The sequence below is a fragment of the Aromatoleum petrolei genome, from assembly GCF_017894385.1.
Lineage (GTDB): Bacteria > Pseudomonadota > Gammaproteobacteria > Burkholderiales > Rhodocyclaceae > Aromatoleum > Aromatoleum petrolei.
This window is the reverse complement of sequence record NZ_CP059560.1, coordinates 1,192,804-1,207,428: the sequence shown is the minus strand read 5'-3', so window position 1 is coordinate 1,207,428 and position 14,625 is coordinate 1,192,804. Positions and strand designations below refer to the sequence as shown.

Genomic DNA, 14,625 nt, shown 5'->3' with positions numbered 1-14,625 from the left:
TTGCGCGCAAAGTTTCACATTGTGAGAGCGCGATTGGCGTTGTGAAACGAATTGCTGCTGCGACGCGCAAGATCTGCCACGGGTTTTCACCACGCGTTGCGGGGATGGGGCAGGATCGGCGGGCTTGCGTGACGAACGCGCCGCAGGCCCGCGCCGGCGTGCGGCGGTCGAGGTGGGGAGGGGCCGGTGCACGCCGGCCGGCCCTGTGATGCTCAGAGCAGGGGCGATTCCGAAACCGCCACGCCGTCCTCGTCCGCATAGACGAACTGGCCGGGCACGAAGGTGACGCCGCCGAACGTCACCGGCAGATCCCTGTCGCCGACGCCCTTCTTGATGCTCTTTTGCGGATGGGTGCCGAGCGCGAACACGCCGATGTCCATACCGCCGATCGCCTTCGAGTCGCGGATGCAGCCATAGACGATCACGCCGGCCCAGCCGTTCTTCACCCCCAGCAGCGCCAGCTGGTCGCCAACCAGCGCGCAACGCATCGACGCGCCGCCGTCGATCACGAGCACGCGGCCCTTGCCCGGCCCCTCCAGCGCCGTGCGCACCAGCGAGTTGTCTTCGAACACCTTGAGCGTCGCGATCTCGCCGCCGAAAGCGGCGCGGCCGCCGAAGCTGCGGAACATCGGGCTGACGATGCGTAGTTTTCCTTCGTGGGCGTCGCAGAGATCGGCTGTCTGGATTTCCATGCTTGCGTTTCCTTGTTTGCTGGCGATTGATGGTCGAGTGCGATGACACGCGCAAACCCGCGCAGGGTTCGGGGTGGGACGATAAACCAGCACGACAAACAAAAAAAGGGCGACCCGCGGGTCGCCCTTTCCGATCGCGCCGGGTTTGCGGCGCCGGAATGCTCAGACGGTGGCGGCCTCGGTCTGGTCGAACACCAGCTTGACCTTGCCCTCGCCATCGAGATCGATCGTCACCTTGCCGCCATGCACGAGGCGTCCGAACAGCAGTTCGTCGGCGAGCGCCGAGCGAATCGTGTCCTGGATCAGGCGTGCCATCGGGCGCGCGCCCATCACCGGATCGAAGCCCTCGGCGGCCAGCCAGCCCTTGAGCTCGTCGGTGAAGTGCGCCTCGACCTTCTTCTCGTGCAATTGCGCCTCGAGCTGCATGAGGAACTTGTCGACCACGCGCAGGATGATCTCGTTGTCGAGCGGCTTGAACGAGATCGTCGCGTCCAGCCGGTTGCGGAACTCCGGCGAAAACATGCGCTTGATCTCGCCCATCTCGTCGCCGACCTCGCGCTTGGCCGAGAAGCCGATCACCGACTTCTGCATCATCTCCGCGCCCGCGTTGGTCGTCATGATAATGATCACGTTGCGGAAGTCCGCCTGCCGACCGTTGTTGTCCGTCAGCGTGCCGTGGTCCATCACTTGCAGCAGGATGTTGAAGATGTCGGGGTGGGCCTTCTCGATCTCGTCGAGCAGCAGCACGCAGTGCGGTTTCTTCGTGATCGCCTCGGTCAGCAGGCCGCCCTGATCGAAGCCGACATATCCCGGCGGCGCACCGATCAGGCGGCTCACCGCATGGCGCTCCATGTATTCCGACATGTCGAAGCGTACGAGTTCGATGCCCATCGTGAAGGCGAGCTGCCGCGCCACCTCGGTCTTGCCGACCCCGGTGGGGCCGGAGAACAGGAAGCTGCCAATCGGCTTCGCCGGATTCCCCAGGCCGGAGCGCGACATCTTGATTGCCTTGGCGAGCGCCTCGATCGCCGCTTCCTGGCCGAACACGACGTTCTTCAGGTCACGGTCGAGGTTCTTCAGCGCGGCCTTGTCGTCGCTGGATACCGTGCGCGGCGGAATGCGCGCCATCTTCGCGACGATGTCCTCGATCTCGCCCTTGCCGATCGTCTTGCGCTGCTTCGACTTGGGCAGGATGCGCTGCGCGGCGCCCGCTTCATCGATCACGTCGATGGCCTTGTCGGGCAGCTGGCGGTCATTGATGTAGCGCGCGGACAACTCCGCCGCTGAGCTCAGTGCTGCGGTCGAGTACTTGACGCCGTGGTGCTCCTCGAAGCGGCTCTTGAGCCCTTTCAGGATCTCGACCGTTTCGGCGACCGAGGGCTCGGTGACGTCGACCTTCTGGAAGCGCCGCGACAGCGCATGATCCTTCTCGAAGATCTGGCGGAACTCGGAATAAGTCGTCGCGCCGATGCACTTCAGCTGGCCGGAGGAGAGCGCCGGCTTGAGCAGGTTGGACGCATCCAGCGTGCCGCCCGACGCGGCGCCCGCGCCGATCAGCGTGTGGATCTCGTCGATGAACAGGATGGCGTTGCGCGTTTCGCGCAGCTGCTTCAGCACGGCCTTCAGGCGCTGCTCGAAATCGCCGCGATACTTTGTGCCAGCGAGCAGGGCGCCCATGTCCAGTGCATACACCTGCGCACCCTCGAGCACTTCGGGAATGCGGCCTTCGACGATACAGCGCGCGAGTCCCTCGGCGATCGCCGTTTTGCCGACACCGGCCTCGCCAACCAGCAGCGGGTTGTTCTTGCGTCGCCGGCACAGCGTCTGGATCACGCGCTCGAGCTCGCGCTCGCGGCCGATCAGCGGATCGATCTTGCCGATGAGAGCCTGCTGGTTGAGGTTCTGCGTGTAGTTCTCGAGTGCGCTGTTGCTCTGCGCGCCTTCGCTCTCCTGCTCGCCCTGTTCCTGGGGTTCGCTCTTGCCCGCCGGCGGCTGCCCTTGCTGCGGGGATTTCGAGATGCCGTGCGAGATGAAATTCACCACGTCCAGGCGCGAGATGTTCTGTCGCTGCAGGAAATAGACGGCGTGTGAATCCTTCTCGCCGAAAATCGCCACGAGCACGTTCGCGCCGGTCACTTCCTTCTTGCCCGACGACTGCACATGCAGGATCGCGCGCTGGATCACCCGTTGGAAACCGAGTGTCGGCTGCGTGTCGATCTCGTCCGTGCCTTCGACCTTGGGGGTGTGCTCGTTGATGAAGTTCGTCAGTTCCCGACGCAGCTCCTCGACGTTCGCTGCGCAGGCGCGCAGGACCTCGGCTGCCGAGGGGTTGTCGAGCAGTGCGAGCAGCAGGTGTTCGACGGTGATGAACTCGTGCCGCTTTTGCCGGGCTTCGACAAACGCCATGTGCAGACTGACTTCAAGTTCTTGCGCGATCATTCTCAGTTTTCCTCCATCACGCATGCCAGCGGATGCTGGTGCTGACGGGCGAAGGATACGACCTGTTCCACCTTGGTCGCCGCGACGTCCTTCGCGAAGACGCCGCAGACCCCCATGCCCTCTCTGTGGACTTGGAGCATGACCCGCGTAGCCCGTTCGCGGTCCATGCCGAAAAATTTCTGCAGCACAACGATGACGAAATCCATGGGCGTGAAGTCGTCATTGAGCAACAGCACCTTGTATAGGGGCGGGGGCTTGGTGCGAGAGCGCTCCGCCTCGAGTATGTACTCGCCCTGTTTATGCGTGGCCATGCGGTCCATTCTAATCAAGTGGAGGCGGAGTGCAACAAGTCTCGGGCTGCCCAGGTAGGGGGGCTGGACGCCTATGAAAGTGCGTCGATGCGACAAGCGGCATATTGCGGCGCAGCGGATGACGGGAGACGGATAACGGCATTGGAATAGCTGACGACTGAGCTAAACCGGCCATTTTCAGGACGTTTGGGCGCTGCGTTGCAGCAATTTTTGGGGTGAGAAATTGTTGACGCTGTGCTGACAAATGCGTAAAAGCAGGACGGGTGCGAGATGCAAAGTTCAATGCACTGGTTCTGTGGTCTCGGCTGCTTTCGGGGTCTCTGGCTTGGCAGTACTGGTAACGCTTCACTGAGCATTGATGCACTGAAGGGGGAGACCCCGCAACGTTTTAAGTAATCTGTTGAAGGATCAAGGCAACATGGCAACTGGTACCGTTAAGTGGTTCAATGACTCCAAGGGTTTTGGCTTCATTACTCCGGACGACGGTAGCGAAGATCTTTTCGCTCACTTCTCCGCGATCAATATGGCCGGCTTCAAGACGCTGAAGGAAGGCGAAAAGGTTTCCTTCGAAGTCACCCAGGGTCCGAAGGGTAAGCAGGCCTCTAACATCCAGAAGGCCTGATGTCCCTTTAGTCCGGAAGGTCGTACGCCGCAGCGAAAGGCCTTCAGGAAAAACAAGAGGCCGCCGGAGTGATCCGGCGGCCTCTTGTTTTGTACGCTGCGTCCCTGGAGCAGGCCGCAGCCTGCTAGGGTGATTACTTCAGCTTCACTTCCTTGTACAGGACGTGCTTGCGTGCGACGGGGTCGTACTTGTTGAACTCGAGCTTGTTCGGGGTGGTGCGCTTGTTCTTTGAGGTCGTGTAGAAATGACCGGTACCTGCGGTCGATTCCAGCTTGATCTTTTCGCGGCCGCCTTTAGCCATTTGAATCTCCGTTCAGTTGCTGCGCTGTCCGCGCGGTGTCTCAGATTTTCTCGCCGCGGGCGCGCAGCTCGGACACGACGACGTCGATGCCCTTCTTGTCGATGGTGCGCAGCGCAGCGTTGGACACGCGCAGGCGGATCCAGCGGTTTTCAGCCTCGCTCCAGAACCGGCGGTTTTGCAGGTTCGGGAGGAAACGACGCTTGGTTTTGTTGTTGGCGTGGGAAACGTTGTTTCCCACCATCGGTGCCTTACCGGTCACTTGGCAAACGCGAGCCATATGTTGCTCCAGGGAATTCGGATTGCGGAAAACGCAGGATATTAGCCGATGTTCCCCCGAGGGGGCAAGTCTCGAGTGCGATTGCCGCGAAAGGCGGTGTCACGGGGCGGGGTTTACAGCAGGCCCCGTTCGGCGAAGGAGAGCGGGCGCGCGTGGGCGGTGACGATGAAGTGGTCGAGGACGCGCACGTCCACGAGGTCGAGCGCCTGCTTGAGGTTGCGGGTCAGCAGCTCGTCGGCGCCGCTCGGTTCGCTGGCACCGGAGGGGTGGTTGTGCGCGAGGATCACCGCCGCGGCGTTGCGCGCGAGAGCGAGTTTCACCACCTCGCGCGGGTAGACGCTGGTCTGCGTCAGCGTGCCACGGAAGAGCTCGACGGCCTCGATCAGGCGGTTGCGGGCGTCGAGGAGAAGGACGCAGAAGACTTCGTGCGGCAGGCTGCCGATGCGCAGCCGCAACCAGTCGCGCACCGCGGACGGGGAGTCGAACACATCGCGCGCGGCCATCTCTTCGCTCAGTGCGCGTCGCGCCAGTTCCATGACCGCCTGCAGTTGGGCATACTTCGCGAGCCCCATGCCGGGCACTGCGGCGAAATCACCTGCCGGTGCAGCGCACAGGCGGGTGAGTGTGCCGAAGCGCTCGAGCAGGTCGCGGGCGAGATCGACGGCGCTCTTGCCGCGGACGCCGACGCGCAGGAACAAGGCGAGGAGTTCGGCGTCGGAGAGGGCTGCAGGCCCGCGTCCGAGGAGTTTTTCGCGCGGCCTTTCGTCTTCCGGCCAGTCGGTGATAGCCATGTGGGGAGCAGGTTGTGGGTGAGATGATAATTGTAGAGCATATGTCATGTGCGAATTGAAGGGGCGCAAACTGGTCCTCGGCGTGACCGGTGGGGTGGCCGCCTACAAGGCGGCGGAGCTCGTGCGGCTGCTGGGCAAGGCCGGCGCGGACGTGCACGTCGTGTTGACCGAGGGCGGCGCACGCTTCGTGACGCCGGTGACCTACCAGGCGCTGTCCGGCAATCCAGTGTGGACGGATCTGTGGGATGCGCGCATGGACAACAACATGGCGCACATCGATCTCACGCGCGGTGCGGATGCGGTGCTGATCGCGCCGGCGACGGCGGATGTGATGGCCAAGCTGGTGCAGGGGCGGGCCGACGACCTGCTGAGCACGTTGTGCCTCGCACGCGAGTGCCCGCTGCTGATTGCGCCGGCGATGAACCGCCAGATGTGGGAGCACCCCGCAACGCAGCGCAACGTGGCACAGCTCGTCGCCGACGGTGTGACGGTTTTCGGGCCGGCGGCCGGCGACCAGGCCTGCGGGGAAGTGGGCATGGGACGGATGCTGGAGCCGGAGGAACTGCTCGAGCACGTGATCGCATTCTTCCAGCCCAAGCTGCTCGCGGGGCGCAAGGTGGTACTGACTGCCGGACCGACCTTCGAGGCGATCGACCCGGTGCGCGGGATCACGAACACCAGTTCGGGCAAGATGGGCTATGCGCTGGCCCAGGCCTGCGTGCGCGCCGGTGCGGAGGTCGTGCTGGTGAGCGGCCCGACGGGGCTGCCCGTGCCGACGGGGGCGCGCCGCGAGGACGTGCACAGCGCCCTGCAGATGCGCGATGCGGTGATGGCGGCGCTGCCGGGGGCAGACGTATTCATCGGCGTCGCGGCGGTGGCCGACTATCGTCCGGCCGAGGCTGCCGAGCACAAGGTGAAGAAGTCGTCCGCCGAGATCACGCTGCGGCTCACGCCCAATCCGGACATCCTGGCCGAGGTCGCTGCGCGCGAGAGTGCGCCGTTCTGCGTCGGCTTTGCTGCGGAGAGCCGTGACCTGGATGCCTACGCGGAAGGCAAGCGGCGGGCCAAGCGCCTGCCGATGCTGGTGGGCAACCTGGTGCAGGACGGTCTCGGCAGCGACGACAATCTGGTGATCCTGTACGACGACGCGGGTCGCCATCCGCTCGAGCGCGCGCCCAAGACCGAGGTCGCGCGCAGGATCGTCGAACATCTGGCCGGTCTGCTGAAGACGGCTGCCAACTGAGAGCAAACATGCACCGAATCGACGTCAAGATCCTCGACGATCGCTTGCGCGATCACAAGCCGTCCTATGCCACGCCGGGTTCTGCCGGGCTGGACCTGCGCGCCTGCCTGAACGCGCCGGTGACGCTCCATCCGGGCGATTCCACGCTCATCCCGAGCGGCCTGGCGATTCATCTCGCCGACCCCGGGCTTGCCGCGATGGTGTTGCCGCGTTCGGGGCTCGGGCACAAGCACGGGATCGTGCTGGGCAATCTGGTCGGCCTGATCGATTCCGACTACCAGGGCCAAATCTTCGTTTCGGTGTGGAACCGCGGCCGTGCGAGCTTTACGCTGCAGCCGATGGAGCGTATCGCGCAACTGGTCGTGGTGCCGGTGCTGCAGGTCGGCTTCAACGTCGTCGATGAATTCCCGGAAAGCGATCGCGGCGAGGGCGGGTTCGGCAGCACCGGCAAGCATTGATGCATGCGGGGATTCCCGTCGGGGTGCATGTCCTGCTCGAGCGCGAGGACGGGATCCTGCTGATGCGCCGCGCCGGCACGGGTTTCTTCGACGGGCTGTTCAGCCTGCCCGGAGGACACGTCGAGCTGGGCGAATCGCTGGCCCGGACCGCGGTGCGCGAGATGCACGAGGAACTCGGGATCGGGATCGACCCGGCGGACTTGGCAAACCTGGGCGTCGTGCACCGCCGCTCGGACACGAACCGGGTCGATTTCTTCCTTCGCGCCAAGGCGTGGGCGGGCGAGCCGCGCATTTGCGAACCGGACAAGTGCGATGCGCTGGGCTGGTTTCCACGTAGCGGGTTGCCGACGAATACCGTGGCCTATGTGCGCGACGCGCTGGCTGCCGGCGAGGGGCCGTGGCTGCTGGAGCTGGGCTGGCAGGCACCCGACCGGGGGGCAATCGGGAGGTAATGAGGCGCGCGCCGGCGTTTCAGGCCAGCATGTCGGCGCGGATGTTCCGTGCCCAAGCTTCGGCGTAACGGCCTTCTTCTTCGCTCGCCGCCGACGACAGGCCGCCCGCGCCGGCGACAGGCAGGATGGTTCCTTCGGCCGCGTCGTAACGGTGAACGGTCGCGACGTGGATCGCGTTGCGGTCGTCGACGAAGCTGTAGCAGGTGTTCAACAGCGTCGGGACGGGGTTGGGCGAGCGGCCGGCGACGAGTTCGATGATCGCGGCCGCGGCGAGCTTGGCCTGCTGGTTCGCGATGTGGCCGGACTTCGGCATGCCCGGTGCGGCGAGCACCGCGTCGCCGATGGCGTGGACGTCGGGAAGCCCGCGCACTTCCATCGTGCGCCAGTCGACGTCGATCCAGCGACCGTTGGTCAGGGGGACGCCGAGTGCGTCCGCGAGGCGCCCCGCGCGCATCGGGGGGACGACGTTGAGGACATCGGCGCGGATCCGGTCGAATTCCAGTTCGGCGCTCAGGGTCCGGGCATCCACCGACAGCAGGGTGCTGTCGGGGCGGTATTCGATGATGTCCTTGTACGGCCCGGCAAAGGTGGCGGCGAACAGCGCCTTCTTGGACTGGATCTCGCTGTTGGCGTCGAGCAGGAGCAGCTTCGCGCGCGGCTTGCGGGCGCGCAGGTAATGTGCGACGAGGCAGGCCCGTTCGTACGGGCCGGGCGGGCAGCGGTAGGGCGACTTCGGGACGTGCAGCGCGAACACGCCGCCTTCGGGCATTGCTTCAATCTGCCGACGCAGGAGTTCGGTCTGCGGGCCGGCCTTCCAGGCGTGGGGAATGCGCTCGAAGTTGCCGGCGAGTCCGGTCACCTCCTCGGCGAGGAAGTCCACGCCCGGCGCCAGCACGACGCGGTCGAAGCCGATCGCGCCGTTGCGTGCGAGGCGGAGTTCGCGTCGGGAGACGTCCGCATGGACGACTTCGTCACTGATGACGCGCACGCCCCAGCGTGTGCGCAGGCGCTCGTAATCTGTGGTGAGCTCGTCGATGTTGCGCAGGCCGGCGAGGACGAGGTTGGACATCGGGCAGGAAACGAAGCGCGCTGCGCGCTCGACCAGCGTGACGTCGATCCGGCCGGCGCTCCACATGCGCAGGTACTTCGCTGTGGTTGCGCCGCCGTAGCCGCCGCCGACCACGACGATGTGCGGTGCGCCTCGGCGCGGCGGGGACGAGCATGCGCCAAGAAGGGAAGCCGCGGGTATGGTCGCCGCGAGGCCCAGGCTGCTCAGGAATCGGCGTCGGTTCATCGCTTGTCGGCTGCCGGGACAGCAGGGATGGCGAGATGGTTGGCAATGAGCGCGAGTTCTTGGTCGCTGTAGCCGCGCACGATCTGGTGCATGACGGTCGCGGGTGCCTCGCCTGTGCGGAAGGCCTGCAGTCGATGCAGGATCTTCGCCGCGGGCAGGCCGGCGATGCGCGGGATCGCGCTCGGCTCGGGAGTGTCGGCCGAGTGGCAGGGCGTGCAGTTGGCGGCAAGGTTGCGCGCATCGGTGGCGGCGGGGCCGGCCGGATGAGCGGTGCCGGCAAGCAGGCACAAGGCTGCGAGGGTAAACTTGCCGGTCACGGACGTTCTCCATGCGGTGGCGCGAGCGCGGACTGCGCAGTATAGCGCGCGTGTCAGGCGCATCCGGACGACGTCCTCAGCGATGGAAGAGATTGGAATTTCGGGAGCAGGGATGGATAGTCGGCGCAGGGATGTGCTGAGGGCGGGCGGTGCAGCAGGGATCTGGTCCGTGCTGGCAGCGGTCGGGATCGCAGCGCCGGCGCAGGCTCGGGATGCGAGGAACGTGGCCGCATTCGAGGCCACGACCTTCGACGATGCCCTGCGCGCGCTCGGCGCCGAGGATGCAGCGGAAAGTGGTGCGGTCCGCATCGTGGCGCCGGATGTGGCCGAGGACGGCCGCGCGGTAACGATCTCGGTGGCCAGCGACATTCCGCGGACGGAGCAGATCGTGGTCCTGATCGAGGAGAATCCGTACAAGGTTGCTGCCAGTTTCCGCCTCTCCGGGGCGATGGCGCCGGCTATCCAGACCCGCGTCAAGATGGCGCGCTCGACGCGCGTGCATGCGCTGGTGAGGGCCGAGGGGCGCCTCTTTGTTGCGTGGCGGGAGGTCACGGTGACGGTGGGGGGCTGCGGGACATGAGCACGCCGACGCGCATCCGCGCAACGCGCAAGGACGGTGCCACGGAGTTGCGCATGCTGTTGTCGCATCCGATGGAGAACGGTTTGCGCAAGGATGCCGAGGGCAAGCGCATACCCGCGCATTTCATCACCGAGGTGAGCGTGCAGCGCAATGGCGAGATCGTGCTGGAGGCGGACTTCGGGCCGTCGATCGCAATGAACCCCTACCTCGCATTCAGCATCGCTGGCGGTGCGCCGGGCGACGAGATCGTTGTGAGCTGGCGCGACAATCTCGGCGACTCGCGCAGCGACGCCATTCGCGTCGTCTAGCCTCAGCCGACGGTGCGCCGTTCCCCGGACGCATGCAGGTGGTAGAAGCGCAGTTCTTCCGGGTACGGGAAGAAGTCCTCGACGTAGCCGCTGCGGATCGAGGCCTGCGTGCGCTGCCAGAAGGCCGGCGTGAGCAGGTCGCGGTGGTATTTCATGAAGGCTTGGCGCACGCGCGGGGCGCCCAGCAGGAAAGTCGCAAACTCCTCGGGGAACACGTCCATCGGCCCGGCGGAGTACCAAGGCTCGCCCGACATTTCCATCTCCGGGTAGGGAGCCTCCGGGATGTGGCGGAAGTTCATGTCCGTCATGTACTCGATTTCGTCATAGTCGTAGAACACCACCCGGCCGTAGCGCGTGACGCCGAAGTTCTTCCACAGCATGTCGCCCGGGAATATGTTCGCCGTCGCCATCTCCCTGATCGCATTGCCGTATTCGCGCACGGCGTGCTCGACCTGCTCGTTGCTCGAGCGCTCGAGGTAGATGTTGAGCGGGGTCATGCGGCGTTCGATGTAGAGGTGTTTGATGATCACCGAGTCGCCATCGATCTCGAACGCGCTTGGTGCGAGGCTGCGCATTTCCTCGAGCAATTCCGGGTGAAAACGTGCCAAGGGCAGGGCGGCGTTGGAGAATTCCAGCGTGTCGGCCATCCGGCCCACACGGTCGACGCGTTTGACCATCACGTATTTGCGTTTTACGGTCGCGCGGTCGGTGTTCTTCGATGAGCCGAAGACGTCCTTGATGACCTTGAACACATAGGGGTAGGACGGGAGCGTGAAGACGAGCATCACCATGCCGCGAATACCCGGCGCGATCACGAACTGATCGTTGGAGTGGCGCAGATGCGCGATGAGGTCGCGGAAAAACATGGTCTTGCCCTGCTTGCCTAGGCCCAGCATGGTATAGAGCTCCGAGCGGTGCTTGTTGGGCATGATCGAGCGCAGGAACTGGACGTATCCGGACGGTACTTCCATGTCGACGAGGAAATACGCGCGCGACAGCGAGAACAGCACCGAGATGCGCCACGGATCGAGCAGGATGGTGTCGATCTCGAGCCGGCCCGAGGCGTTGTGGCGCACGGCAATCGCGAACGGGTATTCCTGGTAGCCGTTGATGCCCTTGCCGATGATGTAGGCCGTCTTGTTGCGATAGAAGGCCGAGTACAACACCTGGATCTGGCAGTTCACCTCCATGTCGGGCCACTCGCCCAGATGCCGGTGCACGGTGTGCAGGATCAAGTCGACGTCGCGGTCGAGGTCCGTGAAGGGGCGCTGCCAGTCGAAGTCCTCGATGATGCGCCGCACCGTCTCGCGCAGGCCCGCATCGCGCGGATAGTAGCTGCTATAGACCGGCGGGTAGGACTCCATGTACTCGGTGGAGATCGCCGGGCGCGCGAACAGGTAGTCGTTGTTGAAGTAGGTGCGGTGCAGGATCTTGCAGCACACGGAATTGAAGAAGGTCTCGGCGAGCTCCGGCTGCTTGTGGCGGATGAGGATGCCGATGTAGTGGAGCTTGGCCTGCTGCCAGGTGTCGTCATCGACGGAATCGGCATCGAATTCCTCGTGCAGGCGGCGCACCGTCTCCTCGACGCGATCGTCGTAGAACTGTACGCGGTCGCGCACCGCCGCGAGCTGTGCCTGCCATTCGGCGGCCTCGAAACTCTCCTTCGCGCGCCGGGATGTCTCGCGGAAGATACGGTAGTGCTTGTTGAAACCCTCGATCAGGGCTTGTGCGATCGACTGGGCAAGGACGTTTTCTCCCGTCGGTGCTTCCATGGCTTCCTCGTCACGGTGATGGCGGCGTGGCAACAGGACGACTGCTCTCGATTCTAGCGCGCGGCGAACGCCTTGCCTGCGGCATGGCCGCGCGCGTGGCTGTCGAACGGCGTCAGCACCGGGTGGGAAAGAGTGGTTTGCAGTCGGCAGAATCCCTTCTCGATTTATCTTGTGTCTTATATAAGACCTGATTTATCAGAATTGCGGCATACTGCCACCGGGGCAGGTTTATAATGCGCAGCTGTCTCAAAAGGTCCGGGGGGCGATCCCGCAGTGAAGGGGCGTACTTCGGTCGGTTCAAGCGTCGGCCTGGCTTCGCGCCATACAGAAATAATCCGGGAGAAATGCATGACAGACAAGAGTTCGACGATCATCTACACGCTCACCGACGAGGCGCCCCTGCTGGCGACCTACTCGTTGTTGCCGATCATCGAGACGTTTACGGCGCCGGCCGGTGTGACGATCCAGAAGAGCGACATTTCGGTTGCGGCCCGCGTGCTGGCTGAATTTTCGGATTACCTCGCCGACGCCCAGAAGGTCCCCGACAATCTCGCCGAACTCGGCCGCCTGACCCAGGACCCGGACACCAACATCATCAAGTTGCCGAACATCAGCGCCTCCGTCGCGCAGCTGATCGCCTGCATCAAGGAACTCCAGTCGAAAGGCTACGCGATCCCGGACTATCCGGAGAACCCGACGACCGAGGAAGAAAAGGCGCTCAAGGTCCGTTACGGCAAGTGCCTCGGTTCCGCGGTGAACCCGGTGCTGCGCGAAGGCAACTCCGACCGTCGCGCTCCTGCGGCGGTCAAGAACTACGCCAAGAAGCACCCGCATTCGATGGGTGAGTGGAAGCAGTGGTCGCAGACCCACGTCTCGCACATGGAGCACGGGGACTTCTACCACGGCGAAAAGTCGATGACGCTCGACCGCGCGCGCAATGTGAAGATGGAGCTCGTCACGAAGAGCGGCAAGGCCGTCGTGCTGAAGCCGAAGGTCGCACTGCTCGACGGCGAGATCATCGATTCGATGTTCATGAGCAAGAAGGCGCTGTGCGAGTTCTACGAGCAGCAGCTCGACGACTGCCGTGAAGCCGGCATCCTGTTCTCGCTGCATGTGAAGGCGACGATGATGAAGGTCTCGCACCCGATCGTCTTCGGCCACTGCGTGAAGATCTACTACAAGGAAGCCTTCGAGAAGCACGGCAAGCTGTTCGACGAACTGGGCATCAACGTCAATAACGGCATGGCCACGTTGTACGAGAAGATCGAGACTCTGCCCGAGTCGAAGCGCGACGAGATCATCCGCGACCTGCACGCCTGCCAGGAACACCGCCCGCGTCTGGCGATGGTTGACTCGGCCAAGGGCATCACGAACTTCCACTCGCCCAACGACATCATCGTCGACGCCTCCATGCCGGCGATGATTCGCGGTGGCGGCAAGATGTGGGGCGCAGACGGCAAGCAGTACGACAGCAAGTGCGTCATGCCGGAGTCGACCTTCGCCCGCATCTACCAGGAGATGATCAGCTTCTGCAAGTGGCACGGCAACTTCGACCCGGCCACCATGGGCACGGTGCCGAACGTCGGCCTGATGGCGCAGCAGGCCGAGGAATACGGATCGCACGACAAGACCTTCGAGATGCCGGAAGACGGCGTCGCGAACATCACCGACATCGACACCGGCGAAGTGCTGATGTCGCAGAACGTCGAAGCGGGCGATATCTGGCGCATGTGCCAGGTGAAGGATGCGCCGATCCGCGACTGGGTCAAGCTCGCCGTCACGCGTGCGCGCAACTCGGGCATGCCGGCGATCTTCTGGCTCGACCCCTATCGTCCGCACGAGAACGAGTTGATCAAGAAGGTGCAGAAGTACCTGAAGGATCACGACACCAGCGGCCTCGACATCCAGATCATGTCGCAGGTGCGCGCGATGCGTTACACGCTCGAGCGCGTGGCGCGCGGCCTCGACACGATCTCGGTGACCGGCAACATCCTGCGCGACTACCTGACCGACCTGTTCCCGATCATGGAACTGGGCACCAGCGCCAAGATGCTGTCGATCGTCCCGCTGATGGCTGGCGGCGGCATGTACGAGACCGGCGCGGGAGGTTCGGCCCCGAAGCACGTGCAGCAGCTGGTCGAGGAAAACCACCTGCGCTGGGATTCGCTCGGTGAATTCCTCGCGCTGGCGGTGTCGCTGGAGGAAATGGGCATCAAGACCGGCAACGCGAAGGCGAAGCTGCTGGCGAAGACGCTCGACGAAGCGACCGGCAAGCTGCTTGACAACGACAAGTCGCCCTCGCGTCGCACCGGCCAGATCGACAACCGCGGCAGCCACTTCTACCTCGCCCTGTATTGGGCCGAGGCGCTGGCGGCGCAGGACGAGGACGTCGAGCTGAGGGCGCGCTTCGCGCCGCTCGCGAAGGCTCTTGCCGAGAACGAGCAGAAGATCGTCGCCGAACTCAGCGCGGTGCAGGGCAAGCCGGTCGACATCGGTGGCTACTACTGCGCCGATCCGGTCAAGACCGAGGCGGTGATGCGTCCGAGCGCAACTCTCAACGCGGTACTTGCAACTGTGAATGCCTGACGGTGGTTTGCGCCGACTCCGCTTCGAGCGGGCCGGCCTGCAACGCAAAAACCAGCGCCCTGCGCTGGTTTTTTTTCGTCTGCGCATCCGCGGGTGCTGCGCAGATGGCGCATGGCGTGCGTTTGATCATCCGTCCTGCGGGACGTGTCGCGTGGTTTTGCGCCATAATCATCAGCTGGATT

Annotated in this window: 16 protein-coding genes; 7 read left to right on the top strand and 9 right to left on the bottom strand. The window is 64.2% G+C overall.

Annotation, left to right across the window (positions count from 1 at the left end; translation table 11 throughout):
• Positions 1 to 212 precede the first annotated feature (212 nt).
• The 3 genes from rraA to clpS all read right to left on the bottom strand — a co-directional run bounded on the left by rraA (position 213) and on the right by clpS (position 3,442).
• Positions 213 to 692 (bottom strand): ribonuclease E activity regulator RraA, encoded by a 480-nt coding sequence (rraA, locus tag ToN1_RS05455; RefSeq protein WP_169205278.1) that lies wholly within the window; start codon positions 690 to 692, stop codon positions 213 to 215.
• A 162-nt stretch (positions 693 to 854) separates the two neighbouring features.
• Positions 855 to 3,131, bottom strand: coding sequence for an ATP-dependent Clp protease ATP-binding subunit ClpA (clpA, locus tag ToN1_RS05450; protein WP_169205279.1), 2,277 nt, complete (start codon positions 3,129 to 3,131; stop codon positions 855 to 857).
• A 2-nt stretch (positions 3,132 to 3,133) separates the two neighbouring features.
• Positions 3,134 to 3,442 (bottom strand): ATP-dependent Clp protease adapter ClpS, encoded by a 309-nt coding sequence (gene clpS / locus ToN1_RS05445; RefSeq protein WP_169129844.1) that lies wholly within the window; start codon positions 3,440 to 3,442, stop codon positions 3,134 to 3,136.
• 418 nt (positions 3,443 to 3,860) lie between these two features.
• Here clpS and ToN1_RS05440 point away from each other — a divergent pair, with 418 nt between their 5' ends.
• The gene (locus ToN1_RS05440; protein WP_018990831.1) at positions 3,861 to 4,064 is read left to right on the top strand and encodes a cold-shock protein; all 204 of its coding nucleotides are present in this window, start codon (positions 3,861 to 3,863) and stop codon (positions 4,062 to 4,064) included.
• Between the two features lie 133 nt (positions 4,065 to 4,197).
• On the opposite strand, the gene rpmG is transcribed toward ToN1_RS05440, so the two are convergent.
• From rpmG to radC, 3 genes are all read right to left on the bottom strand, one after another.
• Positions 4,198 to 4,365, bottom strand: a complete 168-nt coding sequence (rpmG, locus tag ToN1_RS05435; RefSeq protein WP_018990830.1) for a 50S ribosomal protein L33 — start codon at positions 4,363 to 4,365, stop codon at positions 4,198 to 4,200.
• Positions 4,366 to 4,405: 40 nt separating this feature from the next.
• Positions 4,406 to 4,642 carry a 50S ribosomal protein L28 gene (gene rpmB, locus ToN1_RS05430; RefSeq protein ID WP_050416864.1) on the bottom strand — a complete coding sequence of 79 codons (237 nt, stop codon included), beginning with the start codon at positions 4,640 to 4,642 and terminating at the stop codon, positions 4,406 to 4,408.
• A gap of 113 nt (positions 4,643 to 4,755) precedes the next feature.
• On the bottom strand, positions 4,756 to 5,433 hold the full coding sequence (gene radC, locus ToN1_RS05425) for a RadC family protein (protein ID WP_169205280.1): 678 nt from the start codon (positions 5,431 to 5,433) through the stop codon (positions 4,756 to 4,758).
• A 46-nt stretch (positions 5,434 to 5,479) separates the two neighbouring features.
• On the opposite strand from radC, the gene coaBC reads away from it, so the two are divergent.
• The 3 genes from coaBC to ToN1_RS05410 are packed head-to-tail and all read left to right on the top strand — an operon-like array spanning position 5,480 to position 7,586.
• Positions 5,480 to 6,676 carry a bifunctional phosphopantothenoylcysteine decarboxylase/phosphopantothenate--cysteine ligase CoaBC gene (gene coaBC / locus ToN1_RS05420; protein WP_169205281.1) on the top strand — a complete coding sequence of 399 codons (1,197 nt, stop codon included), beginning with the start codon at positions 5,480 to 5,482 and terminating at the stop codon, positions 6,674 to 6,676.
• 8 nt (positions 6,677 to 6,684) lie between these two features.
• Positions 6,685 to 7,134: a dUTP diphosphatase gene (gene dut, locus ToN1_RS05415; RefSeq protein WP_018990826.1), complete on the top strand. Its 450-nt coding sequence runs from the start codon at positions 6,685 to 6,687 to the stop codon at positions 7,132 to 7,134.
• Positions 7,134 to 7,586 (top strand): NUDIX hydrolase, encoded by a 453-nt coding sequence (locus ToN1_RS05410; protein WP_210148028.1) that lies wholly within the window; start codon positions 7,134 to 7,136, stop codon positions 7,584 to 7,586. The genes dut and ToN1_RS05410 overlap by 1 nt, the downstream gene beginning before the upstream one ends.
• A gap of 19 nt (positions 7,587 to 7,605) precedes the next feature.
• Here ToN1_RS05410 and ToN1_RS05405 read toward each other — a convergent pair whose 3' ends face one another.
• Together ToN1_RS05405 and ToN1_RS05400 are read right to left on the bottom strand one after the other, a co-directional pair.
• Positions 7,606 to 8,880, bottom strand: coding sequence for an NAD(P)/FAD-dependent oxidoreductase (locus ToN1_RS05405; protein WP_169205283.1), 1,275 nt, complete (start codon positions 8,878 to 8,880; stop codon positions 7,606 to 7,608).
• On the bottom strand, positions 8,877 to 9,197 hold the full coding sequence (locus tag ToN1_RS05400; protein ID WP_169205284.1) for a c-type cytochrome: 321 nt from the start codon (positions 9,195 to 9,197) through the stop codon (positions 8,877 to 8,879). The genes ToN1_RS05405 and ToN1_RS05400 overlap by 4 nt, the downstream gene beginning before the upstream one ends.
• Positions 9,198 to 9,309: 112 nt before the next feature.
• Here ToN1_RS05400 and soxY point away from each other — a divergent pair, with 112 nt between their 5' ends.
• Together soxY and soxZ are read left to right on the top strand one after the other, a co-directional pair.
• Positions 9,310 to 9,777 carry a thiosulfate oxidation carrier protein SoxY gene (gene soxY / locus ToN1_RS05395; RefSeq protein ID WP_169205285.1) on the top strand — a complete coding sequence of 156 codons (468 nt, stop codon included), beginning with the start codon at positions 9,310 to 9,312 and terminating at the stop codon, positions 9,775 to 9,777.
• Entirely contained in the window at positions 9,774 to 10,085 is a 312-nt protein-coding gene (gene soxZ / locus ToN1_RS05390) for a thiosulfate oxidation carrier complex protein SoxZ (RefSeq protein ID WP_169205286.1), read from the top strand. Before soxY ends, soxZ begins: the two co-directional genes overlap by 4 nt.
• Positions 10,086 to 10,087: 2 nt before the next feature.
• On the opposite strand, the gene aceK is transcribed toward soxZ, so the two are convergent.
• Positions 10,088 to 11,857: a bifunctional isocitrate dehydrogenase kinase/phosphatase gene (aceK, locus tag ToN1_RS05385; protein ID WP_169205287.1), complete on the bottom strand. Its 1,770-nt coding sequence runs from the start codon at positions 11,855 to 11,857 to the stop codon at positions 10,088 to 10,090.
• 348 nt (positions 11,858 to 12,205) lie between these two features.
• On the opposite strand from aceK, the gene ToN1_RS05380 reads away from it, so the two are divergent.
• Positions 12,206 to 14,443, top strand: coding sequence for an NADP-dependent isocitrate dehydrogenase (locus ToN1_RS05380; protein WP_169205288.1), 2,238 nt, complete (start codon positions 12,206 to 12,208; stop codon positions 14,441 to 14,443).
• Positions 14,444 to 14,625 lie beyond the last annotated feature (182 nt).

Excerpts from the sequence above, each read along its gene's own strand:
- rraA (WP_169205278.1), bottom strand. The coding sequence starts at position 692 with ATGGAAATCCAGACAGCCGATCTCTGCGACGCCCACGAAGGAAAACTA.
- clpA (WP_169205279.1), bottom strand. The coding sequence starts at position 3,131 with ATGATCGCGCAAGAACTTGAAGTCAGTCTGCACATGGCGTTTGTCGAA.
- clpS (WP_169129844.1), bottom strand. The coding sequence starts at position 3,442 with ATGGCCACGCATAAACAGGGCGAGTACATACTCGAGGCGGAGCGCTCT.
- ToN1_RS05440 (WP_018990831.1), top strand. The coding sequence starts at position 3,861 with ATGGCAACTGGTACCGTTAAGTGGTTCAATGACTCCAAGGGTTTTGGC.
- rpmG (WP_018990830.1), bottom strand. The coding sequence starts at position 4,365 with ATGGCTAAAGGCGGCCGCGAAAAGATCAAGCTGGAATCGACCGCAGGT.
- rpmB (WP_050416864.1), bottom strand. The coding sequence starts at position 4,642 with ATGGCTCGCGTTTGCCAAGTGACCGGTAAGGCACCGATGGTGGGAAAC.
- radC (WP_169205280.1), bottom strand. The coding sequence starts at position 5,433 with ATGGCTATCACCGACTGGCCGGAAGACGAAAGGCCGCGCGAAAAACTC.
- coaBC (WP_169205281.1), top strand. The coding sequence starts at position 5,480 with ATGTGCGAATTGAAGGGGCGCAAACTGGTCCTCGGCGTGACCGGTGGG.
- dut (WP_018990826.1), top strand. The coding sequence starts at position 6,685 with ATGCACCGAATCGACGTCAAGATCCTCGACGATCGCTTGCGCGATCAC.
- ToN1_RS05410 (WP_210148028.1), top strand. The coding sequence starts at position 7,134 with ATGCATGCGGGGATTCCCGTCGGGGTGCATGTCCTGCTCGAGCGCGAG.
- ToN1_RS05405 (WP_169205283.1), bottom strand. The coding sequence starts at position 8,880 with ATGAACCGACGCCGATTCCTGAGCAGCCTGGGCCTCGCGGCGACCATA.
- soxY (WP_169205285.1), top strand. The coding sequence starts at position 9,310 with ATGGATAGTCGGCGCAGGGATGTGCTGAGGGCGGGCGGTGCAGCAGGG.
- soxZ (WP_169205286.1), top strand. The coding sequence starts at position 9,774 with ATGAGCACGCCGACGCGCATCCGCGCAACGCGCAAGGACGGTGCCACG.
- aceK (WP_169205287.1), bottom strand. The coding sequence starts at position 11,857 with ATGGAAGCACCGACGGGAGAAAACGTCCTTGCCCAGTCGATCGCACAA.
- ToN1_RS05380 (WP_169205288.1), top strand. The coding sequence starts at position 12,206 with ATGACAGACAAGAGTTCGACGATCATCTACACGCTCACCGACGAGGCG.